This window comes from Burkholderia sp. AU32262 (genome assembly GCF_020419985.1).
Taxonomy (GTDB): domain Bacteria; phylum Pseudomonadota; class Gammaproteobacteria; order Burkholderiales; family Burkholderiaceae; genus Burkholderia; species Burkholderia semiarida.
In genome coordinates, this window is the sequence record NZ_JAIZRS010000012.1 from 186080 (window position 1) to 210722 (window position 24643).

A 24643-nucleotide genomic window follows, 5' to 3' on the forward strand; every position below is an offset into this window, starting at 1 on the left:
TTGGGGCGGTCTCGGGTATTCCTGCGAGGCCGCAAGCCCGGCAGGGGGCGGACGTCGGCCGGCCGGCCGGGCCGGGTTAGGGGCCGGGGCAGGTGCACGAGCCTCCGACCCCGGGGCCCGGAAATCGCAGTCCCCTCCCCGCCGGCCTCTCTCTAAATAGGTCGTTTTTGATGCACCGACGGCCAACCGCGCAAACCCCACCGGCGCGGGGTTCCGGGTACTTCATCTGATCACACCCTGCCTCGCCCGAATATCACAAAGTTTCGACGTTATCCACCGCAGTGGGCCGCCTCCGATATTCCCGCCGCACCCGACATAATCATTTAAAATTCCTCACCAAATACCGACTTGATTAACGGCAGCGAAATGAAAAATCAATAATAAAGAAAATATCTTGTAATTATAAAAACGACCTCCTAGCATCCCCCTGCTGTTCGCGACATGTCTTGTTTAAAAGTCATCACTTGATGCATTCCTCGAACAAACCCATTCATAACCTGGGGAATTACATGAAGAAACTGTCTCGACTGCTGCCCATCACCGCGATTACCATCGCGAGTCTCAGCGCTTTTGCCCAGGCCGGCGACCCGCCGGCCGCGGTCGACAAGGCGCTGCAACTGATCCAGCAGAACCCGGCCGCCTTCAGTGTGGCTACCGGCGGCACGGCACGCACGTTGAAGTTCGCGGGGCCGCAAGCAACCGCACCGACCGATGGCGATCAGTTCCAGGTACGTGACGTGATCGTCGATCCCGACGGCACCGAGCACGTGCGCTTCGACCGGTTCCATGCGGGCCTGCCCGTGATAGGCGGCGACGTGGTGGTCCACTCGAGCAAGGGGCAACTGAAGCAGGCCAGCGTGACCCAGCTCGCACCGATCAATCTCGCCGGCACGATCGGCAAGGTCGGGAACCGCGCCGTGGTGCGCAACGCACCCGACGTAGGCGCGACGCGGGCCAGGCACATCGCGGCCGCGCGCTTCAACTCGGACGTGCGCCGCGTCGACGACCCGGAACTCGTCGTGTTCGCACGCGACGTCACGCCGACGCTGGCCTATGCGGTACGCGTCTACGGCAAGGCGACCGACACGCACGGCGACGCCGTGCTGTACTACGTCGATGCACGCACCGGCACCGTGCTCGACGCACAGGACCCGATCAAGACCGCCGCCGCGACCGGCACCGGACGCTCGCTGTACTACGGCAACCTGACGCTCACGACGGACCAGACCGGCACGAACGCGTACCGGATGCTCGACCCGGGCCGCGGCGGCGGTTCCGTCTACGATGGCCGCGGGCTGAGCTCGGACGAAGTCGAACAGGCGACCGACCTGCCGATCTTCACGAGCAGCACGAACGTGTGGGGCAACAATACGACCACCGACCGGCAGACCGTCGCGGCAGACATCGACTACGGGCTCGCGTTGACTTGGGACTACTACAAGACCACGCACAACCGCAACGGCATCTTCAACGACGGCCGCGGCGTGAAAAGCTACGCCCACGTGGTGTTCAATACCGGCAGCGGCACGACCGGCGCGAACGCGGCATGGCTGTCGTCGCGCGTGATGGCATACGGCGACGGCGAGCCGGGCACGCGCCTGCCGAAACCCGTGGTGTCGGTCGACGTTGCCGGGCACGAAATGAGCCACGGCGTGACCGAGGCCACCGCCAACCTGAACTATTCGGGCGACGCGGGCGGCCTGAACGAGGCGACGTCCGACATCTTCGGCACGCTCGTGAAGTTCTACGCGAACAATCCGAACGATCCCGGCAACTACGTGATCGGGGCGCGCGTGGTGAGCGGCGGCCTGCGGAAGATGTACAAGCAGGATCTCGACGGCCGGTCGTACAGTTGCTATCCGTCCGGCGGCTTCTCGTGGTCGAATCCGCGCCACGATCCGCATTTCACGTCGGGTGTCGGCAACCGCTTCTTCTACTTGCTGTCGGAAGGGCCGACGGTGCCGTCCACCGACACCGGCCTGTCGAGGACACAACTGGTCTGCAACGGCGACACGACCTTCAGCGGGTTGGGCCGCGACAAGGCCGGCAAGATCTGGTACCGGACGCTGACCGTGTACCTGAACGCCAACTCGAGCTACCCGAACGCGCGGCGTGCGTCGATCCAGGCGGCGAATGACCTGTACGGCGTGAACTCGGCCGAAAGCGCGACGGTCGCGCGCGCGTGGAGCGCGGTCGGGGTGAACTGACGGCGTGCGGGTGAACGCGTCGATCGCCGGACGGCGCGTGGCGGGCCTTGCTTCGGAGCAAAGCCATTCGGTCATCGTCACGCGGCGCTCGAGTGAATGACGGGAACATGCCAACCGGCCGCCTATACGCACAGGCGGCCGGTGGCGCCGCGGGTTTCGCATCATCCCGCCGCGACCAGCGGATTGAACGACGTGTCCCACAACGGCGCGACATGGGCCGGCCCGTCCAGCACGCCGATGCGGGCAAACACGTCCGCGACCTGCTGGTGCTGGGCGACCACGTCGGGCGTCACCGGCAGCAGCGCGTAGTCCTCGCTGCGCTGGTCGAACATCGTGACGAGATCGGCAACCGGCACGCGCGTCTCGCGATTCTGCGCGATGGCGTAGTCGCGGAAATGCCCGTTCGCCCACGCATACGCACGCCGGAACCGCAGCAGCAGATCGCCGGTTGCCGCGCGGCGGCGCGCGTCGTCGAGCGTGCGCGGATTCGCGTACACCGGAAAATTGCCCGACAGATAGCCCTTCCCCGTTTTCAGCACGCGGGCGCCGTAGCGATTGCGCGCGAGCTGGCCGTTGTAGCCATAGATCGCCCACGCGTCGATGTCGCCGCGATCGTACGCGGACAGCCCGTCGGTCGGAGACAGATTGATCGGCCGGATATCGTCGAAGGTCAGGCCGGCTTCGGCCAGTTGTCGATACAGGAAATAGTGCGAGGTCGTCGCGCGCACGTAGCCGACGCGCTTGCCCTTCAGATCGGCGATGCCACGAATCGGCGTGTCCTTGCGCGCGAGCGTGACCTGGTTGTTCAGGTCTTCGCGCACACGCGAGATGAATCTCACATTGGCTTTCTGGCGCGCGGCGAACACGGCGGGAATTTCGCTACCCGAACCGATATCGAGCGCGTCCGCGTTGAGCGCCTCGATATGCAGCACGCCGTTGTTCAGCTCGCGCCACTCGATCCGGTACGGCGTGTCGCCGAGCCCGGCTGCCTGCAGCAGCGCGCGCCAGCCGCCCTTGTAGGTCGCGACGCGCAACGTCGTGCCGGCCAGATCGGCGTCGGCGGCCGGCGCGGCGAACGCGGCCAATGGATGCGCCGCCACTGCGGCGCCGGCAAGCAGCAGGCGGCGACGTACTGCCGACATTGACGACATCGGATGCTCCTGTCGATCGGATGGAATAGGATGGAAAGCGAAACCGCCGCGTCAATGCAGCGCCGGAAAGCCGTGGCGCTCGGCCAGCAGTTCGAGGATGCGGCGCGCGTCGGTGACGAAGCGCACGTCGCCGAGCGTCTGCGCATCGTCCGGCGCGGGCCGGTCGCGGCCCAGCACGAGCACCGGCAGACCCTGGTGCGCGTCGTCGAGCGCGTCGATCACCGCAGGCCGCGGCCGCTCGAAGCCGACGCGCTTCACGTCGAGGCGCGCCGCGAGATCGGGCGCGCTCGCCAGCAGCCCCTCGATCGGCAGTCCATGCGGACAGACGAAGCGCTGGCCCGGATGCTTCGGATCGGCAAAGCCCGGTTCCAGCAGAAACAGTACATCGCGACTCATGTCAAACGGCTCCTTTGTCGTTGATCGGCCCAATCGGCAAGCGCGCATGCCGAGCGCCTTGCCGCTCACGAGGCATGCTGGCCCGCGGCCGGATGCCAGACTCTACCGTTGCGCCCCGCACGGCCCTACCAACGTTTTGCGAAATCGATATGCGAACGCGCATAGCGCATCGGCCGCTCGCCGCCTAGCGGTCGTTGCGTAAACGCATCGCCGTGCACAGGACGGGTATTGCGCACATCGAATGATTTCATCGATCGATATGACCGCATACGTGCATTTCCGGCGAGCGACGTTCGCGGTCGGCGCGATGCGTTCGCCGCAGCAGGCGCGCCGGACGCGATCGCGGCGCACCTGCCGGGCCGACGGCAGCGCACATTACAAATCGGCCGCGCAGCGAATTACAAACCACGGATCGGCCGTTCATCGGCGCGTCCATCGTCAATAGCATCGTGATCCTCACAAACGTACTGATAAAAACAGAGGATGGTCATGATCAAAAAAACGGTGGTACTGGGTTTGGTTTCGATCGGTTCGGTCGGCGCGCATGCGCAGAGTTCGGTGACGTTGTACGGCGTGGTCGATGCCGGCATCGCGTATACGAACAACCAGGGCGGCGCGAGCAACATCCAGCAGACGAGCGGCAAGCTGAGCGGCAGCCGCTGGGGCCTGAAAGGCGCGGAAGATCTCGGCGGCGGCGTGCAGGCGGTGTTCACGCTCGAAAGCGGGTTCCGCCCGAGCGACGGCGGACTCGGCCAGGGCGGCCGCCTGTTCGGCCGCTCAGCGTACGTGGGCCTCGGCAAGAAAGGCCTCGGCACGCTGACGTTCGGCCGTCAGTACGAGCCGATCACCGATCTCGTCGCGCCGTACTCGGGGCCGGGTTTCTGATCGCCGGCCACGCACGTGGGCGACAACGACAACCTGAACCAGAGCTTCCGGCTGAACAACGCGGTGAAGTTCCGCAGCGACACGATCGCCGGCTTCACGGCCGACCTGCTCTATGCGTTCAGCAACCAGGCCAATGGCGGCGCGGGCACCGGATTCTCGAACAACAACGCGTGGGGTGCATCGGCGAACTACGTGAACGGGCCGCTGTCGATCGGCGGCGGCTATGTGCGGTTCAATCATCCGAATGCGACGTCGAACACGAGCGGCGCGGTGGGCGGTGCGACCTCGACCACCGGCAACGACTACAGCGGCGCGTTCTTCTACGGGCTGAACGGCGGCGTACTGAAGCAGCAGATCGGCGCGGTGGGCGCGAATTACGCGCTTGGCCGCGCGACGCTCGGCTTCGCGTGGAGCCACACGCAGCTCGACTATCTCGACGGCTCGTCGCGCAAGTTCAACAACTACGACGTGAACGCGCGCTACCAGCTCACGCCGGCGGCCACGCTGATCGGTGTCTATACGTTTACCGACGGGCGCGCGAGCGGTCTGCCGGGCACGAGCGGCCAGACGCTGAAACCGCGCTGGCACCAGTTCACGCTCGGGTTCGACTATGCGCTGTCGAAGCGCACCGATATCTACGTGTCGGGCATTTACCAGCTCGCGGCCGGCGATGCGAGCACCTCGACCTCGGGCGGTTATCGCAAGATCGCGGCGATCTCGAACATCGGCAGCGCATCGTCGACGAACCGTCAGCTTGCGTTCGTCAGCGGGCTGCGCGTGAAGTTCTGACGGCATGCGCATCGCGCGCGGCGCAATCGTCACGATAAGCAAAGCGGGAATCGTTGTTTGCCGCGCCGCGCCCGGTTGCAGAAAATGATCGTTTCTCAGCGCGCGGCCCCCGCGCGCGACACGCGTTCGACCATGACCGATTCCCGTTTCCCTCCCCGTGCGCCGCGCGCCGGCCGACGCGCGGCGCTGCGTCAGCTCGCCGGCGGCTGGGCGGCCGCGATGCTGCCTGCCGGCGGCGCGCTCGCGAGCCCGCCCCTCGACGTGCCGCCGTGGACGCGCGCGCCCGGCGCGCCGCTGCTGTCGCCACCGTACGGTATGCCTGGGCAGCACGAGCGCGACGTGATCCGTCGCAGCGCCCGCCCCCCTGCGCTACCCGGTTCCGGCTCGTCGATGACGCCGCTCGCCGACCTGTTCGGCGACATCACGCCGAACGGGCTCGTCTACGAGCGTCATCACGCGGGCGTGCCGGACATCGATGCGCAACGCCATCGCGTCGTCGTGCACGGCCTCGTGCGCGAGCCGCGCGTCTTCACGCTCGACGACCTGCTGCGCTTCCCGTCCGAATCGCGGATCCACTTCCTCGAATGCTCGGGCAACACCGGCAGCGAATGGAACGGCCCGAGCGGGCTGCCCGTTCAGTTCACGCACGGGTTGCTGTCGTGCTGCGAATGGAGCGGCGTCCGGCTGTCGACGCTGCTCGACGAAACGGGCATCGATCCCGACGCACGCTGGCTGCTCGCCGAAGGCGCGGACGGCGCGGCGATGACGCGCAGCCTGCCGCTCGACCGGATCCTCGAGCGCGCGCTGGTCGTCTATGCGCAGAACGGCGAACGGCTGCGCCCGGAGAACGGCTACCCGGTGCGGCTGATCGTGCCGGGATTCGAAGGCAACACGAACATCAAGTGGCTGCGACGGCTGAAGCTGGTGCGTGCGCCGGAGATGACGCGCGAGGAAACGTCGAAATACACGAACCTGCTGCCCGACGGCTGCGCGCGGCAGTTCGTGTTCGAGATGGACGCGAAGTCGGTGATCACGCGGCCGTCGGCCGGCCATCGGCTCGCCGCGCACGGCTATTACACGATCGGCGGCTACGCGTGGTCGGGCCGCGGCCGGATTCGCGCCGTCGACGTGTCGACCGATGGCGGCCGCACGTGGCGCCCCGCGCGGCTCGCCGGCGACGTACGCGACCGCGCGCTGACGCGCTTCGAGGCCGACTGGGTGTGGCGCGGCGAGCCGGCCGACCTGCAAAGCCGCGCGACCGACGAGACCGGCTACGTGCAGCCGACCCGCGACGCGCTCGTCGCCGCGCGCGGCCTGAACTCGCAGTACCACTACAACGGCATCCAGAACTGGCGTGTCGACACGGACGGCGAGGTGCGCAATGCGTAAGCCGCTCGCTTGCCTGCTGGCGGCCTGCATGATGACGTCGGGCGCGTTCGGCGCCGGCTTGGGCCTCGGGCAGCCAGTCGATCGCGCGGCGTTCGCCGCGTGGGACATCGACGTCGCGCCGGACGGCAGCGGCCTGCCGCCCGGCGCGGGCACGGTCGTACGCGGCGGCCATGTGTTCGCCGACAAATGCGCGATGTGTCACGGCGCCGGCGGCGAAGGCGGCGTCGGCGATGCACTCGTCGGCGGCATCGGCTCGCTCGCGAGCGCGAAGCCCAGAAAGACGGTCGGCAGCTACTGGCCCTACGCGACGACGCTGTTCGACTACATTCGCCGGGCGATGCCGTACAACGCGCCGCAATCGCTGAGCGCGGACGACGTCTATGCGGTCACCGCGTATGTTCTCCACCTGAACGGCATCGTGCCCGGCGACGCCCGGCTCGACGCGCGCACGCTGCCGCGCGTGCGGATGCCGAACCGCGACGGCTTCGTGCCCGATCCGAGGCCGGGCAAGCTATGACGCGTCCCGCACCGCTCGTCGCCGCATCGAGCCGCGCACCCGCGTGCGTCGCGCCGCACCTTTCAGCAAGGACCCTGTGATGAGCGACTCCTCCGTCACCGCCCCGCTCGCGCCGTCGCCGTTCGTCGACGTGCATTCGCCGGCGGATTTCCCCGACAGCCCCGTGTCGCGCACGCTCGCGCAGCCGTTGATGCTCGGGCTGTTCCTGCCGATCCAGGCCGGCGGATGGAGCGCATCGACGCTGCCGCGCTCGACCGACTGGACGTTCGACTACAACGCCGATCTCGTGGCGCGCGCCGAAGCGCTCGGCTTCGATCTCGTGTTCGCGCTGTCGCAGTGGCTGCCGAAAGGCGGCTACGGCGGCGTGTTCGACGGTCAGGCGCTCGACTCGTTCATGACGCTCGCCGCGCTGACCGCGCGCACCGAGCGGATCATCCTCGTCGCGACGAGCCACGTGCTCTACGGGCCGTGGCATCCGCTCCATTTCGCGAAGTTCACCGCGACGCTCGACCACATCTCGCGTGGACGCTGGGGCATCAACGTGGTGACCGGCCACCGCGCGATCGAGCACGAGATGTTCGGCTGGAACCGGATCGAACACGACCGGCGCTACGAGATGGCCGCGGAATTCCTCGACGCGGTCCAGCAGTTGTGGGCGCAACCGGATAATTTCAGCTACGCGCCGGAACTGTCGAGCTGGCGGCTGGGCGGCGCATTCGTGACGCCGAAGCCGCGCTATGGCCGCCCGCTGCTGATCAACGCGACGGGCTCCGACGCGGGCATCGCGTTCGCCGCACGCTATTCGGACATCGTGTTCGTCACGAGCCCGGCCGGCCCCGACGCCGAACGCGCGATCGACGCGCTGCCCGCGCACACCGCTCGCGTGAAGGCGGCCGCCGCCGCGCGCGGCCGCGCGATCCGCACGCTGCTCAATCCGCTCGTGATCTGCCGCGAGACGGCGGCCGAAGCGCGCGCGTACCGCGACGCGATCGTCGCGCATGCGGACGAAGGAAGCTTCCACCGCTTCGACAGCGACGCGCACGCGTGGCGCGGCGGTTTCGAGCTGCGTGCGCAGGCCGCCGCACGCGCGATCGGCGGCAACATCTCGATCACCGGCTCGCCCGACGAAGTCGCCGATACCATCGTGCGGCTGCACCGCGCGGGCATCGACGGTATCCAGTTGAGTTTCTACGACTTCAAGCCCGATCTCGACTTCTTCGGCGAGCGCGTGCTGCCGCTGCTGCGCGAAGCCGGCTTGCGGCGTTGAAGCCGGATTTGGAACGCGGCGTGCCGGCACCGCCATAGCCGGCGGCTGCCGTCGTCAGAACACGCGCCCTTCGGTCAGGTGCGTCGTCACGCCGTTCAATTCGTAATCGCCGACCACGCGTGCCTTGTGCAGCAGCGGGTTGTGGCTGAAGATCGTGCGCAGGTTGCGCCAGTGGCGATCGAAGTTGTGCGTGCGCGCCGTCGCCGACGCGCCGCCCACTTCGAACAGCCGCTCGGCCGCATGCAGCGCGAGCTTGCTGACGATCAGTTGCGTGCGGGCAGTGGCGAGCGCGCTGTCGAGCACGACCGCATCCGCATCGGCTGCGCCCGCTTCGATCGCGTCGGCGGAGCGGTCGAGCGCGCGCGCGTTTTCTCGCACGAGCGCATCGATCGCGTGGCTGTGCGCGGACAGCTCGCCGACGATCTGCTGGACGAAATGATCGTCGCGCGCGGTCGGCGCGGGGCTGTGCAGCGCGGGACGGCCGTGCGCGAGCACATAGCGGCGCGCGTCGGCCACCACGTTGCGCACGATGCCCGCGCCCGTCGCGACGAGATGAAGTTGCCGCAGCGCGCCGCAATGACGGCCGACGAGCGTCGATCCGTCGCGCGGAGCCACTTCGTCCGCGAACACCTGCACGTCGTTCAGCAGCAGGCTGCCGCTCGCGGTCATGCGCTGGCCCATGCCGTCCCAATCGTCGAGCACCTGCAGGCCGTCGCGCGCCACGGGAATGATCACCGCGAGCGCGTCGCCCTGCTCGTTCTCCACGTTGATGCGCGCGAAATCGGCGAACGCGGTGCCCGTCGAATAGTATTTGCGGCCCGTCACGCGATGGTGATCGCCGTCGCGGCGCAGCACGGTCGTGTTCTCGCCCGGGCGCGACGTGCCGCGCTCGGTCGACGCGCCGCCGAAGATCGCACCGGCCAGCACGCGCTCGAGCTGCACGTCGTTGAATGCGGTGCGAGGCGACAGCCGCAGCGTCTCGGTCTGGTCGTAGTGGATGCGCAGCGCGTGCGCGAGATTCGAATCGGCGGCCGCCAGCGTCGCGATCGTATCGAACAGGTCGACCAGCGTGCCGCCCAGGCCGCCGCGCGCGACCGGAATCCGCAGCGCGCCCAGCGCCGAGCGCCGGAAGATCGCGAAGCCTTCGAACGGCAACTCGCGACGCGCCTCGCGCTGTGCGGCATCGTGCCCGATCGCGGTCGCGAGATCGGGCAGCGCGGCAAGCGCGTCGCGCAATGCTTCACGCGGATCGACGGCGTCACGGGCAGTCATTCGGCAGGTCCTTGTTTGGGAGATGGGGAGCGTCGCGGCAATGCGCGACACGGCGTCCGTTACACGCGTCCGTTACACGGCGTCTGTTACACGCGTCCGCAAAGTATAGAGACGCGCCACTGCGCGTGAAAAACCGATTTCAGCTTACGTTATGCCCGCGCCGGGATTGATCGCGAACGGACGCGTCAGTGCTGAATGCCCCACCGCCGCACGGTCGCGCGTTCGAGCGTATCGAATACGAGGTTCTCGACCAGCAGCCCGATCACGATGACGGCCGCAAGCCCCGCGAACACGCGGTCCGTATACAGCTCGTTGCGGTTCTGGAAGATGTACCAGCCGAGCCCGCCCTGCCCCGCGCTCGCGCCGAACACGAGCTCGGCCGCGATCAGCGTGCGCCACGCGAATGCCCAGCCGACGCGCAGCCCCGACAGGATCGACGGCAGCGCGGCCGGCACGAGGATCAGCGCGATCTGGCGCAGGCCCGTGAGCCCGTAATTGCGCCCGGCCATTTTCAGCGTGGCGGGCACGCCGGCGAAGCCGGTATACATGCTGAGCGCGAGCGGCCACAGCACCGCGTGCACGAGCACGAACAGCAGACTGCCGGTGCCGAGCCCGAACCACAGAAGCGCGATCGGCAGCAACGCGATGGACGGCAGCGGATTGAACATCGACGTGAGCATCGTCAGCAGATCGCGGCCGATGCGCGTGGATACCGCGAGCGACGTCAGCGCGAACGCGAGCAGGACGCCCAGCGCATAGCCGCGCAGCAGCACGGACATCGAGATGCCGGTCTTGACCAGCAGTTCGCCCGACTCGATGCCTTGCACGAACGCGGCCAGCGTCGCGCCGAAGGTGGGGACGAGCAGATCGTTCGCGACGATGCGCGCGACGATCTCCCATGCGGCGATCAACACGAGCGCGATGACGCCGCGGCGAAACCACGCGGCGCCGGCGACGCGGCGCAGCAACGGCGCCGGCGCCGCACGCTCGGCATCGGGCGGCGTGTCGAGCGTGCGCGTATATTCGGCGCGCACGGGCGGCAGCGGCGGCAGGACCGGATCGATCGTACTCATGATGCGGCGTCCTCCGTCGTGGGTGCCTGGGATGTGTCGGTGTCGAACAGCAGGCGGTGGATCCGCGCGACGTTGTCGCGGAAGTCGCCGGTGTCGACGTTCGCGAGCGAATGTTCGTGACTGTTGAGCTCCGCGCGCACGCGGCCCGGATGCGGCGACAGCAGCAGAATCCGGTTGCCCACCACGAGCGCCTCCTCGATCGAGTGCGTGACGAACAGCAGCGTGAAGCGGAATTCGTCCCACAGCCGCAGCAGTTCCTCCTGCATCTTGCGGCGCGTGAGCGCGTCGAGCGCGGCGAACGGTTCGTCCATCAGCAGCACGCGCGGCTGCATCGCCAGCGCCCGCGCGATCGCGACGCGCTGTTTCATGCCGCCCGACAGCGTATGCGGATACGCATCGGAAAACGTGCTCAGCCCGACCTTGTCGAGATAGTGCAGCGCGCGCTCGCGTGCCTCGGCGCGCGACAGCTTCGCGGCGGCGCGCAACGGAAACGCGACGTTCTCGACGACCGTCTTCCACGGCGGCAACTGGTCGAATTCCTGGAACACGACGATGCGGTCGGGGCCCGGCCCGCGCACGGGCCGGCCGTCGAGCGCGATCGAACCCGACACGGGCTCGATGAAGCCGGCGATCGCCTTCAGCAGCGTCGACTTCCCGCATCCCGACGGGCCGAGCAGCACGAAGCGGTCGCTGCCGTATACGTCGAAGCTCACCTGATGCGTCGCGCGAACGATCCGCGTGCCGCTGCGGTATTCGAGGCTGACCTGGTCGATCGCCAGCAGGCGTTCGCTGTGCGTGCCGGCCGGTGCGGCGCTCGCGGCCGGGCGATCGCCGGCACGTGTATCGGGCACGGCGGACGCGGCCGGCGACACGCCGCCACGTGCCGCATACGGCGGCAACCAGGTTCGGGGAGAAGTGGCGTTCACGATCGAATCTCTTGCGGGGAAAACATCAACATACGGCCGGGCACCGTGCGGACCAACCATCGATTGCGCATATCGAAACCGCGCCGACGCATAAGCGTCGATCGCGGCGCCGCTGCATCGGCGCCGTTCAACTGCCGCCGGCCGTCGCGGGATCGTCGAAGAAGTAGTCGCGCCACGACTTCGGCTCGTTGCGGATCGCCCCGGTGCGATGCATGAACTGCGCGAGCGGCAGCGTGTTCTGCGGCGCGGTCTTGAACTGCACCTGCGGATTGCGCAGGATCTTCAGCAGCAGCGCGCGATCGATCTTCGACCCGTTCACGCGAATGTAGGTATCGGCAGCGCGCTCGGGGTCGGCCGCGATCTGCCGTGCGGCGTCGGCCAGCGCGGCGACGAACGCGCGATACGTCTTCGGGTTGTCGTCGCGGAATTTCTCGGTCGCGTACAGCACCGTCGCGGAGCTCGGGCCACCGAGCACGTCATACGAATTCAGCACGATGTGCGCGTTCGGGTTGCCGGCGAGCTCCTGCTCCTGGAACGGCGGATTGCCGAAGTGGCCGGTGATCACGTTGCTGTTCGCGAGAATCGCGGCCGTCGCGTCGGGATGCGGAATCGCCTGCGTGAGCGCGTCGAGCTTGTCGAACTGCTTGTCGCCCCACTGCTTCGCCGCTGCGTACTGCAGCACGCGCGACTGCACCGACACGCCAACCGCCGGCACCGCGATGCGGTCCTTCGCGCTCAGATCGGCGATCGTCTTCACGTTCGGGTTGCTGCTCACGAGGTAGTACGGGAAATTGCCGAGCGACGCGACACCCTTCACGTTCTGCCGGCCGCGCGTGCGATCCCACACGGTCAGGAGCGGGCCGACGCCCGCGCCCGCGACATCCACCGCGCCGGACAGCAGCGCGTCGTTCACGGCCGCGCCGCCCGACAGCCGCACCCAGTCGACCTTGATGTCGAGGCCGGCCTTGCGCCCTTCCTTCTCGATCAGTTGCTGGTCGCGCGCGACGTTCAGCATCAGGTAGACGACGCCGAACTGCTCGGCGATACGGATGCGGCCCTCCGCGTGCGCGGCTTGCGGGATCACCGCACCCGCGAAGGCGAGCGCGGCGGTGAGCGTGGCCGCCAGCGCGCGGCGCGCCGGCAAGAACGAAAACGACATCGGAACTCCGGTCAGGAAGGGACGAAAATGAAGGACGCGGCGCGCGGCTCAGAAAGGCGCGTCGCCTTCGATCGTCGTGCGGTACAGCTTGCGGCGCAGGTGGTCGGGCGTGCCGGCGGCCAGATGCATCAGCGAACGGTTGTCCCAGAACACCAGATCGTGGTCGCGCCACGCGTGCCGATACAGGTGCTCGGCGCGCACGCTGTGCGCGAACAATTCGTCGAGCAGCGCACGGCTTTCGTCGTCGGGCAGCCCGACGATGCGCGTCGTGAAATGCTCGCTGACGAACAGCGCCTTGCGGCCGGTTTCCGGATGCGTGCGCACGACGGGATGAACGACTGCCGCGACCTGCGCGATCTGTTCGGGCGACAGGTTGGGACGCCACGGGCTGCGCGCCTGCAGCTCCGCATAGCGCGCGAGATACGTATGCTCGGCGCGCCGCCCTTCGACCGCGCGGCGCAAGTGGGCCGGCAGCGTGTCCCACGCGAGGTGCATGTTCGCGAACAGCGTGTCGCCGCCTTCCGCCGGCAATTCCTGCGCGTGCAGCAGCGAGCCGAGGCTCGGCTTTTCCTTGTACGACAGGTCGGAGTGCCAGAAATGGCCGGCGTCGCCGAGCCCGACCGGTTTGCCGTTCTCGACGATGTTCGACACGATCAGCACTTCCGGGTGGCCGGCCAGCGCGAACTGGTGCAGCACGTGAATCTGCAGCGGCCCGAAGCGGCGGCTGAATGCGATGTGCTCGTCCGGCGTGATGCGCTGGTCGCGAAACACCAGCACGTGGTGATCGAGATGCGCACGATGGATGCGCGCGAAATCGTCGGCGTGGAGCGGTTGCGACAGGTCGACGCCGATCACCTCGGCGCCGAGCGGCGCGTCGAACGGCACGATGTCGAAATGCTGCGCCGCGCCGTCCGGCCGCAAGGCGGGATGCCCGGCGGAAAGCGTTGCGGCGTCGCGGATGGCGGTAGTCGTCACGGCACGGCCCCTGATTCGGTCAAAACGCGAATCTACGAGGCCGCGCCAACGTGCGTCAACGAAGCGATTCGGATACGTTTATCTGCTGCGGTGATAAAGATCGCTGCTCGCGCATACGGCGCCGATCGGGGGGTCGTGCAACCGGTGCCGATGACCGGAGACTCCGCCCGGGTTCATCTCGGCGTCGGCCTGCACCGCGAGCCGCGCTACAGCGGCCGCGGCCGACTGCCCGAATCGTCCGGCGCGTCGTGCTCGTCGGGCCACGGCTTGCCGGCCGGATCGCGCACCTCGGTCTGGCGCGGATCGTCGGGCACGACTTTGCGCGCCTCGTCCTCCGGAATCGTGTCGAGTTCGCCGCCACCGGGCGCATGGCCGCGGCGCGCGGTCGATTCGCCATCGGGCGCCGGCTTGCGCCGGTCCGACGCGTCGGTCGTCTCGCGTGCCGCATCGGGCGACGCGGTGTGCTGTCGTTGGGTGTCCTGCGTCATGACGTTCTCCCTGTCCGGATGCTGACTGCGCCGCACCACGCGACGGCGGGCGGTGCGGCAGCCTGCAACGCTTCCAGCAAGCGACATGCCGTTATCGGGCCGCCTCGCCGCACGGCCAGCGGGTGAATCCGCTGAAGAAATTACAAGCGACGCATCATCCGATGCAGGAGCGGCAATCCGCGTGGCACGCGCGATGCTCGATAGCGACATGCCGGCTGCGCGCCGGTGCCCTGTCGACACCGAGGAGGACGATCATGATCCCGACGCACGCGACAAACGCGACACCGAACGACGACGATATGACCGACACGCCGGACATTCCGCCACCGGAGCGCGACGACCGTCACGACGACCTGCCCGACTTGCCGGACCCGACCGAAGTGGGCGAGGACGGTTAGCACGCGTGTCGCCGCGGCGCGCGTTGCCGGTCTGCGCGTCGCGCGAAGCGAAGTGCGCGGCCCGCATCACCTTACTGCTTGTTGCCCGGTTCGCGCGTTCGCTCGCCGTACGTGTCGTTGCCGCAATGCGGGCACTTCGGGATCGGGTGCCCGCCTGCACGTGCGTCGACCGGTTGCATTTCTCGCATCGAAAGTCCCCGGTCTTTTCCGCCTTTTCGCCTGCATGCGCCGTCATCGTCGTCCTCCTTCCGGCTCTGCCTTACCCGCGCTTCACCGCGTACGCCGCCTTTCATGCGCGACCTCGCTGGTCGGCACCGCATCGACGTCCTGCAGCGGGTCGCCCGGAATGCGGCGCTTCGCGGACTGATCGACCGGCGAATCGGCCGTCTGCCCGACGCGCCCGTCCGCGCTGCCGCCCTCGGCATCGAGCTGCTGCTCGGCGCGCTGCCAGTATTCGTCGGCCCGGCCGTCCGGCGCGCCATCCGCCTGCCACAGCCGATACGCACGCTCGCGGACCTGCGTTTCCCTGTCTTCGTTCATGTCGTTCTCCGTGTCTGTCATGGCACTTCACCGATCCGGGCGCGCCGGCGCCGACACCGCGCCGAGCGTCGACGACATCGCGCCGTCCGCGGCCGTCGCCAGATCGCCCAGCGCGACGATGCCGACCAGCCGCTTCTGCCGGTCGACCACCGGCACGCGGCGAATCTGCGCATCTTCCATCTTATTTTGCACCACTGAAATGTCGTCGTCCTCATAACACCAGTTCGCGGGTCCGCTGACGACGCCCTCGATCGACTCGTTCGGCGGCACGCCCATCGACACCGCGCGCACGACGATGTCGCGATCCGTCAGCATCCCGATCAGCCGCGTGCCATCGCAAACGGGCAGCGCGCCGACGTTCAACTCGCTCATCAGCCGGGCCGCCTCGCGCAGGCTCTGCGTCGGGCCGATGGTCGCGGCGTCGCGTGTCATCACCTCCGATACACATGTCATGTTTCGCTCCTGGGTAAGCCGCCCACGGCGGCCTGCTGCACGAGCATCGCGCGTTCCAGCGGCCGCGCGCGTCAGTTCTCCGTCGAGCAACGGACCGACGTCAGGCCCGCGGATTCGACGATCCGCATCAACTGCTTCAGCATCACGTCGGCGCTGGCCGCTTCGCGCCACTGCACGAACAGTTCTTCCTCGCGCACCGTGCGTGCAGCCGTTTCGCAAAAGCTTTTCGTCCGGCACGTGAATCCCGCCCCGCACAATTTCGCGATCAGTTGTTCGCGCGCAACCGAGCCCGGCGGATATTCGATCGTGACCAGCGCGGTCCGGACGCGCCGCAAACGCTGCTCGACCAGCCGCAGCGGCCAGACGACGAGCAAGGCGAGCACCAGCCCGAGCGCGCCGAGTGACAACTGGCCGCCGCCGACGCACAGCCCGATGATGGTGACGAACCACAGCGTCGCGGCCGTGGTGACGCCGGATACGAGGCCATCGCGATGAAGGATCGCGCCGCCGCCGATGAAGCCCATTCCGGTCAGGATGCCGAGCGGCAGCCGCATCAGATCGAGCACCGAAAACGCCCCCTCCGGCTTGCCCGCCTGCAGCAGCAGCGCATTGACCTGCAGCATCGACAGGCATGCGGCGAGACAGACGAGGATCGTCGTTCGCAGCCCGGCCGTCTTGCCGGATTCGCTGCGATCGAGGCCGATCAGCCCGCCCGCGACGAGCGCCAGCGCGATCCTGACGAGAACGTCGTGCCACTGCAGTACGACCGGCATCGGTTCCATGCGCGCCTCCCGTGCAAATCGTCATGTGGCGGGGCGCGAACGCCGCCGCCGACGCCTGCCCGGCGCAAGGACCGGGCCTGCTTTTCGGGTGCGGCGGCGCCTGTAGTACGTCGGACGGAATTGTAGAAAGGGCGTGCGGCGCGCACCGTGCCACGGTGGTGAAGGTGTTCGGCGCTCGTCCGCGGAATGATCGTGCGTCGCCACGCCGGCCGCGGACCGCGACGAACCGACCGCCGCCCGCGAACATCCGCCGGGCGCTTTCCCTGGCGTGGCTGGGCGGACGCACATGCAAAGGCGCCCGGCGCCCGCGCTCCGTATCCGATCAGATACGCGGACGGCTCTCAACGGCCGTTTCCGGACAATCTGTTCCCGATCGGGTACGAAATGCTGTCCCCCTGCCTCGGAAGCATCTGTTCGTTCCCGTACGAATACGAATCAGCGCCGGATCTGCCGAGTTATGCGATACTGTTCCCGCTCAGATACGAAGCACGGAGAACGTCATGTCGGAGTCCCGGTCCGTCGACACGATCGGCGCGCTCGCCCACCTCATTCGCTCCGCGCGGATCCAGCAGGGGTTCACGCGGGACGAACTCGCCAACGCGACCGGCCTGTCGCCGAAATTCATCAGTCAGGTGGAAGCCGGCAAGCCGACCGCGCAAATCGGCAAGGTCATGCTGCTGCTGGCCGAGCTCGGCGTGCACCTGTACGCCGAGTCGTCGGTCGAGATATCCGAAGCCGCTGCGCTGAAGGCCGCGCAACGCCGCAGGAGCAGCCATGGCGGCTAGAACGCTGATCGCGTCCGCCAACGGCGTGCGCATGGGCATGCTGACCGACGACAAAGGCATCTGGTCGTTCGCGTACGACCCGCAATGGCTCGCGTCACCCGCCGCGTATCCGCTGTCGCCGGCGTTCCCGCTGCGCGCGGGCGTGTTCACCGACACGTCGACCGATCGCCCGGTCCAGTGGTTCTTCGACAACCTGCTGCCCGAGGAAGGCATGCGCACATCGCTCGCGCGCGAGGCGAAGGTCGATGCGGCCGACGCGTGGGGCTTGCTCGCGTACTTCGGCCGCGAATCGGCCGGCGCGCTGACGCTGCTGGCCGATGGCGAACGCGAAGCGCCCGGCGGCCTGCAGCCGCTGCCGCTCGACGAGCTCGAACGGCGCATCCAGGCGATGCCCGAGCGCGCGCTGACGGCGACGGCACCCAAGCGCATGTCGGCGGCCGGCGCGCAGCAGAAGCTGCTGCTGGTGCTGCGCGGCGACGCGCCCGACTACGCGCTGTTCGAGCCGGTCGGCAGCGAACCGTCGATGCACCTGCTCAAACCCGACATGCGTGCGGCCGGCTATCCGCATTCGGCGATCAACGAGTTCTTCTGCATGCGGCTCGCGAAGAAGATGGGGCTCGACGTACCGGACGTGCATTTCCTGCGCGCGCCGTCCGCGTGCTACGTAATCGACCGGTTCGACCGCGACGTCGCGTCCGAACCGGCCGGGCGCGTGCATACGATCGACGCGATGCAGTTGCTCAACTACGACCGCGGTTTCAAATATCAGCGGGCGAACGCACAGGAACTGGCCCGCGCGATCGAGCGCACCAGCACGAGAGCGCTCACGCGCCTGTCGGTGTTCCGCTGGACCGTGTTCAACGTGGTGGTCGGCAATGCCGACGCGCACCTGAAGAACCTGTCGTTCTTCGTCGACGCGCGCGGCTATCGGCTCGCGCCGTTCTACGACATCGTCAGCACGGTCGTGTATCACACGCCGACGCACCGGCCCGACCATCGCGGCGATCACTGGCCGCACTGCGAGCTGACGATGCCGCTCGGACATGCGACGCGGTTCGCCGATATCGACATGGACGCACTGGTCGTGTTCGGCCAGGCGCTCGGTCTCAGGGAGAAAGCGGCCGCCAGCGAACTGCGGCGCTTTCTTGAACCGCTCGATCGTCTCGTCGAGCAGGCGCTCGATGAAGTGCGGCACATCGCGCGTCCGGACGCCGGGGAAATGCGATTGCTGAATTCGATCGTCGCGATGCCGATCGCGGAGATGGGGCGCGCGCTGCGGTAGACGTGCGGATAGGCTGCCGCGCGCGGATGGCGTGCCGCCGCCGGACACCCGCGCGGCGCGCGGCCCGGCGAATACCTGGGCGTCAGCGCCGAACGGCAAAGGCATCGACGCCCGTCGCGGCCGCGGACCACGCCCACAGCCGCGCCGCTTCCTCCGGATCGATCGCATGCGGCCGCACGCCTGATTCCTCGTTGCCGCGCGTCACTGTCGCGACGTCGCAATCCTCGCAATAAACACCGCCGAGATCGGCAACGCGCGGCGACGTCGCCGCCCATACCTGGGTTGCCGCACCCTGCTCAGGTGTCTTGAAAGTCGGATCGATCGGCACGCCGTGCTCGTCCACCCAACCTTGCGCCATCATTTCCTCGCGCGTCAGATGGCGCTGCAGCGGCGTCGCGATCTTGCCGGGATGCAGCGAATATGCGCGAACGCCGAATGGCGCACCGAGCACGTCGAGCTGCACCGCGAACAAGGCGTTGGCGGTTTTCGACTGGCCGTACGCCAGCCATTTGTCGTAACCGCGCGTGAACGCGATATCGTCCCAACGGATCGGCGACAGCCGGTGCCCGAGCGACGACACCGCGACCACACGTGCGCCGTCGCCGTGCGCGAGCGCAGGCCATAGGCGGTTGACGAGCACGTAGTGACCGAGGTGATTGACGGCCATCTGCGCTTCCCGACCGTCGCCGACGCGGGTCTCGGGGCAGGCCATGATGCCCGCGCTGTTGATGACGATATGTACGTTGCGCCGCGCGTCGACAAACCGGGCCGCGAATGCATCCACGCTCGCGGGGTCCGCGAGATCGAGCGTCGCGATCTCCACGCCGGCGATGCCGCGCGTCGCCTCGCGCGCGGCCGCGACGCTCCGTGCGCCGACGACGACGCGCGCGCCGGCTTGCGCCAGTGCACGCGTGGTTGCGAGCCCGAGACCCGAATGGCCGCCCGTGACGATCGCGGTCTTGCCGCGCAGGTCGAGACCGGCCAGGACGTCGCTCGCCGTCGATGCAGCGTCGAATCCGGAATAAAGGGGGTGCTGCCTGCTCGTCATTGAAAGCTCCAGGAACGGCGTGCGAAGCACGCGGCCGCCCATCGGCCGCGTCACTGCATGAGCCCATTCTCCGGCCGCGCATCCGGACTGTGAATGCAATAGAATCCGGTTTTTCGTCGAGATCGTCCGGGATTGCGCGTGGACCCGCTATCGGAAGTGCTGTCGCTGCTGGAAACGCGCGACTCGTTTTTCACTGGCCTGCGGGCCGGTGGCCCATGGGCCATCGACCTGCCCCCGCCCGACGGGATCAAATTCAACGCAGTGGTCGAAGGCAGTTGCTGGCTGACCGTCGACGGTGCGGGGCCACCCGTCCGGCTGCGCACGGGCGACTGCTTCCTGCTCGCCGCGCCGCGGGCATTTTCGCTGGCGAGCGATCCGTCGGTCGCGCCGGTGCCCGCCGCCGACGTGTACCGACATGTCGACCGCGGTATCGCGCACTATGGCGAACCGGCCGATTGCTTTCTGATCGGCGGCCGCTTCGCCTACGAAGAACGGATGCCGCTGCTGCTCGGCAGCCTGCCGCCCGTGGTGATCGTGAGCGGCGATTCCGAACCGGCGGCGGTACTGCGCTGGTCGCTGCAGCAACTCGCACGGGAGTTCGTCGCGGCGTCGCCGGGCGGCTCGCTGATGGTTCGGCATCTCGGACACATGATGCTCGTGCAGATCCTGCGGCGCTATGTGGACGCCGGCGCGAACGGCGACGTCGGGTGGCTGGCCGGATTCGCGGATCCGCGGGTGAGCGCGGCGCTGGCCGAGATTCACGCGGCGCCCGAGCGACGCTGGACCGTCGACGCGCTGGCGGCCTGCTGCCATGTGTCGCGTTCGACGTTCGCGCTGCATTTCAAGCGGCGGCTCGGGTTCGGCCCGCTCGAATACGTGTTGCGGTGGCGGATACAGCTGGCGATGCGCGAACTGCGCCACTCCACGGCGTCGATCTCGGCGATCGCGCAGCGGCTCGGCTACGACTCGGATAGCGCGTTCGGCCATGCGTTCAAACGCATCGTGGGCTGCTCGCCGCGTGCCTATCGTCATGACGTGACGAAGGAATCGGGCAACTAGCGTCGTTACGGCCCTCCTCGGGCACGCGGTGGTGCGAATACGTCAACGCCCAGAACTTGCATCGCGACCATCGGGATAAGTATTCTTATCAATATACCTGCATTTCATTTAAAAACTCGGCCGGCCGATACTGCGCCTGCCCACTCCCCGTTGGTATGCCGCAATTCGCCGCCGATATGCTGAGGCAGTCTCCGCAAGTTGAAGATCCGGCCGACTGTTTAAGCGCCTGATATGCAGCCGACCGGTACGATCGAACACCCACGCCGCATCGAAAACAGCCCGCCGCGTCCGGCGCACGCCCCGTATCCGCTGGCGGTCCGCTGCGCATGTCCTACACGACTGTAGAACAGGCACGGTGCCGTCTCGATAGGTTTGCGCCTGGTTGGATTGCCGCGGGAAGACTCCCGCTCGGCTCCAGTTGATCCCGAGTGCGTTCTCATCAAAACTGGGCCGTCAGCTGAAACCCGAGCGTCACGCGGGCCGTCGGAAAGCCGGACGGCTTGTACACCGGCGTGCCGGCGAACAGGTCGTAACCATAACCGCCGAAGCGTGTCGCGACGCTGCCCTTGACGCCGATCACGGCGCCGGCCAGTTGCGTGCCGACCAGCGCGACCGGCTGCGGTCCCCACACGCGCCCGTAGTCGAGGCCCGCGTAAGCCGCGAGCCCCGTCTGCCCGATCGGCGCCTGCAGCTCGTTGCGCCAGTAGAAGCCGCGTGCCGCGGCCAGCATCGTCTCGCCGTCGAAACCACGTACGGTGTAGCGGCTGCCGATCGTCAGGTCGTCGATGTAGTACAGCGTGTTGCCCGTGTACTGGCCGTGAAATGTCGTGACGTACCGAAACGGCTGCTGCGCGATCGCGAACGGCACCGACAGGTTCGCGTCGAGCACCGCCATCTTGTAGCGATAGGTCGGTCCGCCGTCGGCCGCCAGGCTGTCGTCCTGCGCGCCGAATGCGCCAATCCCCTGCCGGTACGCGAGCGTGCCGTCGAACTGCGCGTTGCCGAAATAGTGGCGATCGGTCAGGCCGAGTTCGATGAACGTGTTGTTGCGGCGCTGCTGCGGGATTTCGGTGTCTTCGATGAAACTCTGGCCGAAGCGGCGCGAGAGCCGGACCTGCGCGCCGAACACGTCGTTCTGGCTGCGCGACAGCACGCGGTTCAGCTTGAAATCGACGGTCTTCGAGTTGCCGCTTGCGACGAACGTCTGGTTCACGCCGGCGATCTGCTGGTAGTACGTGTTCGTGTAAGCCGAGAGCGTCGCGGTCCAGTAGCCCCACGGGATCGAATAAAACCCGTTCCAGCCGTGCGAGCCAAGCCGCTTGTCGCCTAGCTCGAGATCTTGGCTCACACCGATGTTGAAGATGTCGTTCAGGCCCAGTGGATTGTCGATACCGAGCGACAGGTTGCCTTGCAGCCGGCCGGTCGCGCGCGTGCCCGAGTTGTCGATCGACGCGACGACGGTCCAGGGTTTGCCGCGCTTCACGTCGAGCACGACGTCGCTCTCGCCCGGCACGTCGGCGGGGACGATCTGCATCGACACGTCCTGGCTCGACACGCGCTTCATCTGCTCGAGACCCTGTTCGAGGTCGCGCAGGTTTAGCAGTTCGCCGTCGCCGGTCGGGAAGGCGGTTCTCCAGGTACCGCGCAGTTTCTCGTCAGCGAAACGCACATGGCGGATCACACCGGGGATCAGCGACAACTTGAGGGTGCCGGTCGACAGATCCTGTTCAGGCAGCAGCACGCGCGTCGTGACGTACCCGCGCGCCAGGATCGCTTGCGACAGGCCCTTGACGAGCACGTCGAGGCCTTGTTTGCCGATGCACTGGCCGGCGTAGTGCGCAAGCCATTCGCGCGCGAACGCGAAGCGGTCCATCGGCAATGCCGACGCGCCTCGCGCTTTCACGGACGCGGGCAGTGCGTCGGGCACGTCGAGTGTGAATCGTTCGATGCGGAAGCACGGTGTTTCAACGGGGAGGGCCGGATACGCCTCGGCGCGCGGCACGTCGGACCGAACCGACGGCGCTTGCAATGCCGCATTACGTTGCTCAGCTTCCCGTTGCTGCTGCGCTTGTCGCTCCTGTTCGGCGTTCGCACGTGCGGCCGCCGCGCGGTCTTCCGGCGTCGGAGCCTGCTGCGCATAGACAGCGAACGAAGCGACCGTCAACGACAGCATGACAAGCTCTCTAGCAATTCTCATTTATTTTTTCCGTGGCGTCGCGACTGTCTCGCGAGAATGTCTTTCAACACAAAATTAAACGGCAAACGGCCCCACATGAGTGAAATCGAAACGGCCAGATCACCAAATGTTCGCCGGGCAGCGCTGTCGAAAAATACATCCTCGATCGTTATGAAAGAGCGTGAAAATAATCGGCGGGCCGCCCCCCGCCAAAGCGAACATCATTTGAACCAGGGGCCAAATTTTCTTGGAGAATCACTTATGAAGCCAGATTTGCGGAATTGTGACGGAAATCGCTTTGCGAAAAAAATAAACAACCCAATGAAAATGGGTAGGCCAATGAAAAATATTGAGATATTTTCACTTACCCCCATAATTTTCTGCGCACCCAATATCACCAAGAATGCATAAAACCCTGCTGCTGCAACAGATGCTCCTCCGACAACAAAAAATATTTGAACGGTTGCATACAAACGCATCCAATTCACTTTTTGCCTCCCGATCCTTGAATATCATTTATGACCGTCATACCTTTTGAGCCAACCCCAAAAAGCAACATTCCTTGCGTCGTACCATATGGCATCTCTTTGCCTACAAATGGAATCAACGTCTTATTGTTAATTTTTGGAACCATCACTCCGAAAATTGAATTAGGACGATTCAGCCCATCGGCGACCCCCATTTTCAGCGGGACTGGGGCGTAAACAGCTGCAAGAGATGCGGCCAGACTCAGCCCATCATATACAATTGGCCCCCAATATCCCGAAAATGTCTGGTTAAACTGATCGCGCAGCGCGTTTGTTCCAGGCTGACTAATCCCATTATATCGATTATACAGACCATCGGCACCTTCAGCGATTTCGCTTGTGCCAAATGCAATCATTGGAACACCAGCGGCGCATCCAAGGCCAGTCGTACAGAATCCCACCCCGGTTTTTGTCGTAAAGCTGCCGAGAGCCACTTTGACCGCGTCCTTTGCGACTCCAACCGGATCGTTCTTGATGGCGTCGCCGCCTTTCTGCAGAGCAGTATATTCAAAGAGACCAGAGCTCTTCTGTTGATTCACCCAGTCGAGTTCGTTTGTGAGCGATGCCGCCTCTACTTCACTCACAAAATTCTTGTTTCGCTCGTCGCTACCTGCCGCATACTCTGCCCAGCATTTGACGGCGTAACAGGCAGCACGCGTGAGGCGTTTCTCTTCATCCTTATCACCGTTTGCCTTGTCGTGGATCGCCTTCGTCTCGTCCGGATGCAACTGCCGGTTGAACCGGTCAACGTTGTATCCGGAGAACGCCCCCGCTTCACCACCCACGGCCGCACCAGCTCCGGTCGCAAGCGCGTTCGCCACAATATTGCCCAGCGCCTGATTCATATTGGCGTTGCCGGTCGGATCGCTGCCGGCGATCGCGCTGCTCAGTTCGTTCAACTTGCCCGATGCAATCGACGCGATCGCCGCACCAGCTGCGCCACCTACTGCGTTGCCGCCAGCCAACCCCGTTACCAGCGCCGCACCGGCACCTTGCATCAGCGCGCGATTCGCTCCACCTTCCTTCCACGCGTCGACTCCCGCCTGGTCACCGTTCGCGGCGGCGTCTTTCATCATCTTGTCCGCGTAATCCCCAATCC

22 protein-coding genes and 2 pseudogenes are annotated in these 24643 nt (G+C 66.6%); 10 read left to right on the forward strand and 14 right to left on the reverse strand.

Going from position 1 to position 24643, the window contains the following annotated elements:
• Positions 1 to 509: 509 nt before the first annotated feature.
• Positions 510 to 2207, forward strand: coding sequence for a M4 family metallopeptidase (locus tag LGN10_RS16765; RefSeq protein WP_226224322.1), 1698 nt, complete (start codon positions 510 to 512; stop codon positions 2205 to 2207).
• A gap of 161 nt (positions 2208 to 2368) precedes the next feature.
• Here LGN10_RS16765 and LGN10_RS16770 read toward each other — a convergent pair whose 3' ends face one another.
• Complete coding sequence (locus LGN10_RS16770) at positions 2369 to 3358, reverse strand: ABC transporter substrate-binding protein (protein ID WP_226224324.1); 990 nt, start codon at positions 3356 to 3358, stop codon at positions 2369 to 2371.
• Positions 3359 to 3409: 51 nt separating this feature from the next.
• A complete protein-coding gene (locus LGN10_RS16775) occupies positions 3410 to 3754 on the reverse strand; it encodes a DUF3088 domain-containing protein (protein WP_006481897.1) in 345 nt (114 codons plus the stop codon).
• A gap of 489 nt (positions 3755 to 4243) precedes the next feature.
• Between LGN10_RS16775 and LGN10_RS16780 the strand changes: the two are divergent.
• The 4 genes and pseudogenes from LGN10_RS16780 (at position 4244) to LGN10_RS16795 (ending at position 8601) form a co-directional block, all read left to right on the forward strand.
• A pseudogene (locus tag LGN10_RS16780) lies at positions 4244 to 5428 on the forward strand (porin).
• 132 nt (positions 5429 to 5560) lie between these two features.
• Positions 5561 to 6817 (forward strand): sulfite dehydrogenase, encoded by a 1257-nt coding sequence (soxC, locus tag LGN10_RS16785; protein WP_226224326.1) that lies wholly within the window; start codon positions 5561 to 5563, stop codon positions 6815 to 6817.
• Positions 6810 to 7334, forward strand: coding sequence for a c-type cytochrome (locus tag LGN10_RS16790; protein ID WP_226224328.1), 525 nt, complete (start codon positions 6810 to 6812; stop codon positions 7332 to 7334). The genes soxC and LGN10_RS16790 overlap by 8 nt, the downstream gene beginning before the upstream one ends.
• A gap of 79 nt (positions 7335 to 7413) precedes the next feature.
• On the forward strand, positions 7414 to 8601 hold the full coding sequence (locus LGN10_RS16795; protein ID WP_226224330.1) for an LLM class flavin-dependent oxidoreductase: 1188 nt from the start codon (positions 7414 to 7416) through the stop codon (positions 8599 to 8601).
• Between the two features lie 54 nt (positions 8602 to 8655).
• Here LGN10_RS16795 and LGN10_RS16800 read toward each other — a convergent pair whose 3' ends face one another.
• The 6 genes from LGN10_RS16800 to LGN10_RS16825 all read right to left on the reverse strand — a co-directional run bounded on the left by LGN10_RS16800 (position 8656) and on the right by LGN10_RS16825 (position 14494).
• Entirely contained in the window at positions 8656 to 9873 is a 1218-nt protein-coding gene (locus LGN10_RS16800) for an acyl-CoA dehydrogenase family protein (RefSeq protein ID WP_226224332.1), read from the reverse strand.
• 185 nt (positions 9874 to 10058) lie between these two features.
• Positions 10059 to 10946 (reverse strand): ABC transporter permease, encoded by an 888-nt coding sequence (locus LGN10_RS16805; RefSeq protein ID WP_060967012.1) that lies wholly within the window; start codon positions 10944 to 10946, stop codon positions 10059 to 10061.
• Positions 10943 to 11932: an ABC transporter ATP-binding protein gene (locus tag LGN10_RS16810; RefSeq protein WP_226224334.1), complete on the reverse strand. Its 990-nt coding sequence runs from the start codon at positions 11930 to 11932 to the stop codon at positions 10943 to 10945. Before LGN10_RS16810 ends, LGN10_RS16805 begins: the two co-directional genes overlap by 4 nt.
• Positions 11933 to 11999: 67 nt before the next feature.
• Positions 12000 to 13031 (reverse strand): ABC transporter substrate-binding protein, encoded by a 1032-nt coding sequence (locus tag LGN10_RS16815; protein WP_059575161.1) that lies wholly within the window; start codon positions 13029 to 13031, stop codon positions 12000 to 12002.
• 48 nt (positions 13032 to 13079) lie between these two features.
• Positions 13080 to 14006 (reverse strand): TauD/TfdA dioxygenase family protein, encoded by a 927-nt coding sequence (locus tag LGN10_RS16820; RefSeq protein ID WP_124860473.1) that lies wholly within the window; start codon positions 14004 to 14006, stop codon positions 13080 to 13082.
• Between the two features lie 206 nt (positions 14007 to 14212).
• A complete protein-coding gene (locus tag LGN10_RS16825; RefSeq protein ID WP_226224335.1) occupies positions 14213 to 14494 on the reverse strand; it encodes a hypothetical protein in 282 nt (93 codons plus the stop codon).
• A 254-nt stretch (positions 14495 to 14748) separates the two neighbouring features.
• Between LGN10_RS16825 and LGN10_RS16830 the strand changes: the two genes are divergently transcribed.
• Complete coding sequence (locus tag LGN10_RS16830; protein ID WP_180278297.1) at positions 14749 to 14892, forward strand: hypothetical protein; 144 nt, start codon at positions 14749 to 14751, stop codon at positions 14890 to 14892.
• A gap of 270 nt (positions 14893 to 15162) precedes the next feature.
• Here the strand turns inward: LGN10_RS16830 and LGN10_RS16835 are convergent, their stop codons facing one another.
• The 3 genes from LGN10_RS16835 to LGN10_RS16845 all read right to left on the reverse strand — a co-directional run bounded on the left by LGN10_RS16835 (position 15163) and on the right by LGN10_RS16845 (position 16667).
• Positions 15163 to 15432, reverse strand: coding sequence for a DUF2934 domain-containing protein (locus tag LGN10_RS16835; protein ID WP_226224337.1), 270 nt, complete (start codon positions 15430 to 15432; stop codon positions 15163 to 15165).
• A gap of 27 nt (positions 15433 to 15459) precedes the next feature.
• The gene (locus tag LGN10_RS16840) at positions 15460 to 15885 is read right to left on the reverse strand and encodes a CBS domain-containing protein (RefSeq protein ID WP_226224339.1); all 426 of its coding nucleotides are present in this window, start codon (positions 15883 to 15885) and stop codon (positions 15460 to 15462) included.
• Between the two features lie 71 nt (positions 15886 to 15956).
• Positions 15957 to 16667 carry an MgtC/SapB family protein gene (locus LGN10_RS16845; RefSeq protein WP_060011083.1) on the reverse strand — a complete coding sequence of 237 codons (711 nt, stop codon included), beginning with the start codon at positions 16665 to 16667 and terminating at the stop codon, positions 15957 to 15959.
• A gap of 500 nt (positions 16668 to 17167) precedes the next feature.
• On the opposite strand from LGN10_RS16845, the gene LGN10_RS16850 reads away from it, so the two are divergent.
• Both LGN10_RS16850 and LGN10_RS16855 read left to right on the forward strand, forming a co-directional pair.
• Positions 17168 to 17452, forward strand: a complete 285-nt coding sequence (locus tag LGN10_RS16850) for a helix-turn-helix domain-containing protein (protein ID WP_226224341.1) — start codon at positions 17168 to 17170, stop codon at positions 17450 to 17452.
• Entirely contained in the window at positions 17442 to 18734 is a 1293-nt protein-coding gene (locus LGN10_RS16855) for a HipA domain-containing protein (RefSeq protein ID WP_226224342.1), read from the forward strand. The genes LGN10_RS16850 and LGN10_RS16855 overlap by 11 nt, the downstream gene beginning before the upstream one ends.
• Positions 18735 to 18816: 82 nt before the next feature.
• Here LGN10_RS16855 and LGN10_RS16860 read toward each other — a convergent pair whose 3' ends face one another.
• Complete coding sequence (locus tag LGN10_RS16860) at positions 18817 to 19782, reverse strand: SDR family NAD(P)-dependent oxidoreductase (RefSeq protein ID WP_060011089.1); 966 nt, start codon at positions 19780 to 19782, stop codon at positions 18817 to 18819.
• A 138-nt stretch (positions 19783 to 19920) separates the two neighbouring features.
• On the opposite strand from LGN10_RS16860, the gene LGN10_RS16865 reads away from it, so the two are divergent.
• Complete coding sequence (locus LGN10_RS16865) at positions 19921 to 20841, forward strand: AraC family transcriptional regulator (protein ID WP_226224343.1); 921 nt, start codon at positions 19921 to 19923, stop codon at positions 20839 to 20841.
• Between the two features lie 439 nt (positions 20842 to 21280).
• Here LGN10_RS16865 and LGN10_RS16870 read toward each other — a convergent pair whose 3' ends face one another.
• Complete coding sequence (locus tag LGN10_RS16870) at positions 21281 to 23038, reverse strand: ShlB/FhaC/HecB family hemolysin secretion/activation protein (RefSeq protein ID WP_226224345.1); 1758 nt, start codon at positions 23036 to 23038, stop codon at positions 21281 to 21283.
• 75 nt (positions 23039 to 23113) lie between these two features.
• Between LGN10_RS16870 and LGN10_RS16875 the strand changes: the two genes are divergently transcribed.
• Positions 23114 to 23428: a hypothetical protein gene (locus LGN10_RS16875; protein ID WP_226224347.1), complete on the forward strand. Its 315-nt coding sequence runs from the start codon at positions 23114 to 23116 to the stop codon at positions 23426 to 23428.
• Positions 23429 to 23501: 73 nt separating this feature from the next.
• On the opposite strand, the pseudogene LGN10_RS16880 reads toward LGN10_RS16875, so the two are convergent.
• Positions 23502 to 24643: pseudogene (locus LGN10_RS16880) on the reverse strand (filamentous hemagglutinin); the annotation flags it as partial.

Excerpts from the sequence above, each read along its gene's own strand:
- LGN10_RS16860 (WP_060011089.1), bottom strand. The coding sequence starts at position 19,782 with ATGACGAGCAGGCAGCACCCCCTTTATTCCGGATTCGACGCTGCATCG.
- LGN10_RS16855 (WP_226224342.1), top strand. The coding sequence starts at position 17,442 with ATGGCGGCTAGAACGCTGATCGCGTCCGCCAACGGCGTGCGCATGGGC.
- LGN10_RS16875 (WP_226224347.1), top strand. The coding sequence starts at position 23,114 with ATGAGTGAAATCGAAACGGCCAGATCACCAAATGTTCGCCGGGCAGCG.
- LGN10_RS16775 (WP_006481897.1), bottom strand. The coding sequence starts at position 3,754 with ATGAGTCGCGATGTACTGTTTCTGCTGGAACCGGGCTTTGCCGATCCG.
- LGN10_RS16850 (WP_226224341.1), top strand. The coding sequence starts at position 17,168 with ATGTCGGAGTCCCGGTCCGTCGACACGATCGGCGCGCTCGCCCACCTC.
- LGN10_RS16770 (WP_226224324.1), bottom strand. The coding sequence starts at position 3,358 with ATGTCGTCAATGTCGGCAGTACGTCGCCGCCTGCTGCTTGCCGGCGCC.
- LGN10_RS16845 (WP_060011083.1), bottom strand. The coding sequence starts at position 16,667 with ATGGAACCGATGCCGGTCGTACTGCAGTGGCACGACGTTCTCGTCAGG.
- soxC (WP_226224326.1), top strand. The coding sequence starts at position 5,561 with ATGACCGATTCCCGTTTCCCTCCCCGTGCGCCGCGCGCCGGCCGACGC.
- LGN10_RS16840 (WP_226224339.1), bottom strand. The coding sequence starts at position 15,885 with ATGACATGTGTATCGGAGGTGATGACACGCGACGCCGCGACCATCGGC.
- LGN10_RS16800 (WP_226224332.1), bottom strand. The coding sequence starts at position 9,873 with ATGACTGCCCGTGACGCCGTCGATCCGCGTGAAGCATTGCGCGACGCG.
- LGN10_RS16790 (WP_226224328.1), top strand. The coding sequence starts at position 6,810 with ATGCGTAAGCCGCTCGCTTGCCTGCTGGCGGCCTGCATGATGACGTCG.
- LGN10_RS16825 (WP_226224335.1), bottom strand. The coding sequence starts at position 14,494 with ATGACGCAGGACACCCAACGACAGCACACCGCGTCGCCCGATGCGGCA.
- LGN10_RS16805 (WP_060967012.1), bottom strand. The coding sequence starts at position 10,946 with ATGAGTACGATCGATCCGGTCCTGCCGCCGCTGCCGCCCGTGCGCGCC.
- LGN10_RS16810 (WP_226224334.1), bottom strand. The coding sequence starts at position 11,932 with ATGGTTGGTCCGCACGGTGCCCGGCCGTATGTTGATGTTTTCCCCGCA.
- LGN10_RS16765 (WP_226224322.1), top strand. The coding sequence starts at position 510 with ATGAAGAAACTGTCTCGACTGCTGCCCATCACCGCGATTACCATCGCG.
- LGN10_RS16830 (WP_180278297.1), top strand. The coding sequence starts at position 14,749 with ATGATCCCGACGCACGCGACAAACGCGACACCGAACGACGACGATATG.
- LGN10_RS16795 (WP_226224330.1), top strand. The coding sequence starts at position 7,414 with ATGAGCGACTCCTCCGTCACCGCCCCGCTCGCGCCGTCGCCGTTCGTC.
- LGN10_RS16870 (WP_226224345.1), bottom strand. The coding sequence starts at position 23,038 with ATGAGAATTGCTAGAGAGCTTGTCATGCTGTCGTTGACGGTCGCTTCG.
- LGN10_RS16835 (WP_226224337.1), bottom strand. The coding sequence starts at position 15,432 with ATGAACGAAGACAGGGAAACGCAGGTCCGCGAGCGTGCGTATCGGCTG.
- LGN10_RS16815 (WP_059575161.1), bottom strand. The coding sequence starts at position 13,031 with ATGTCGTTTTCGTTCTTGCCGGCGCGCCGCGCGCTGGCGGCCACGCTC.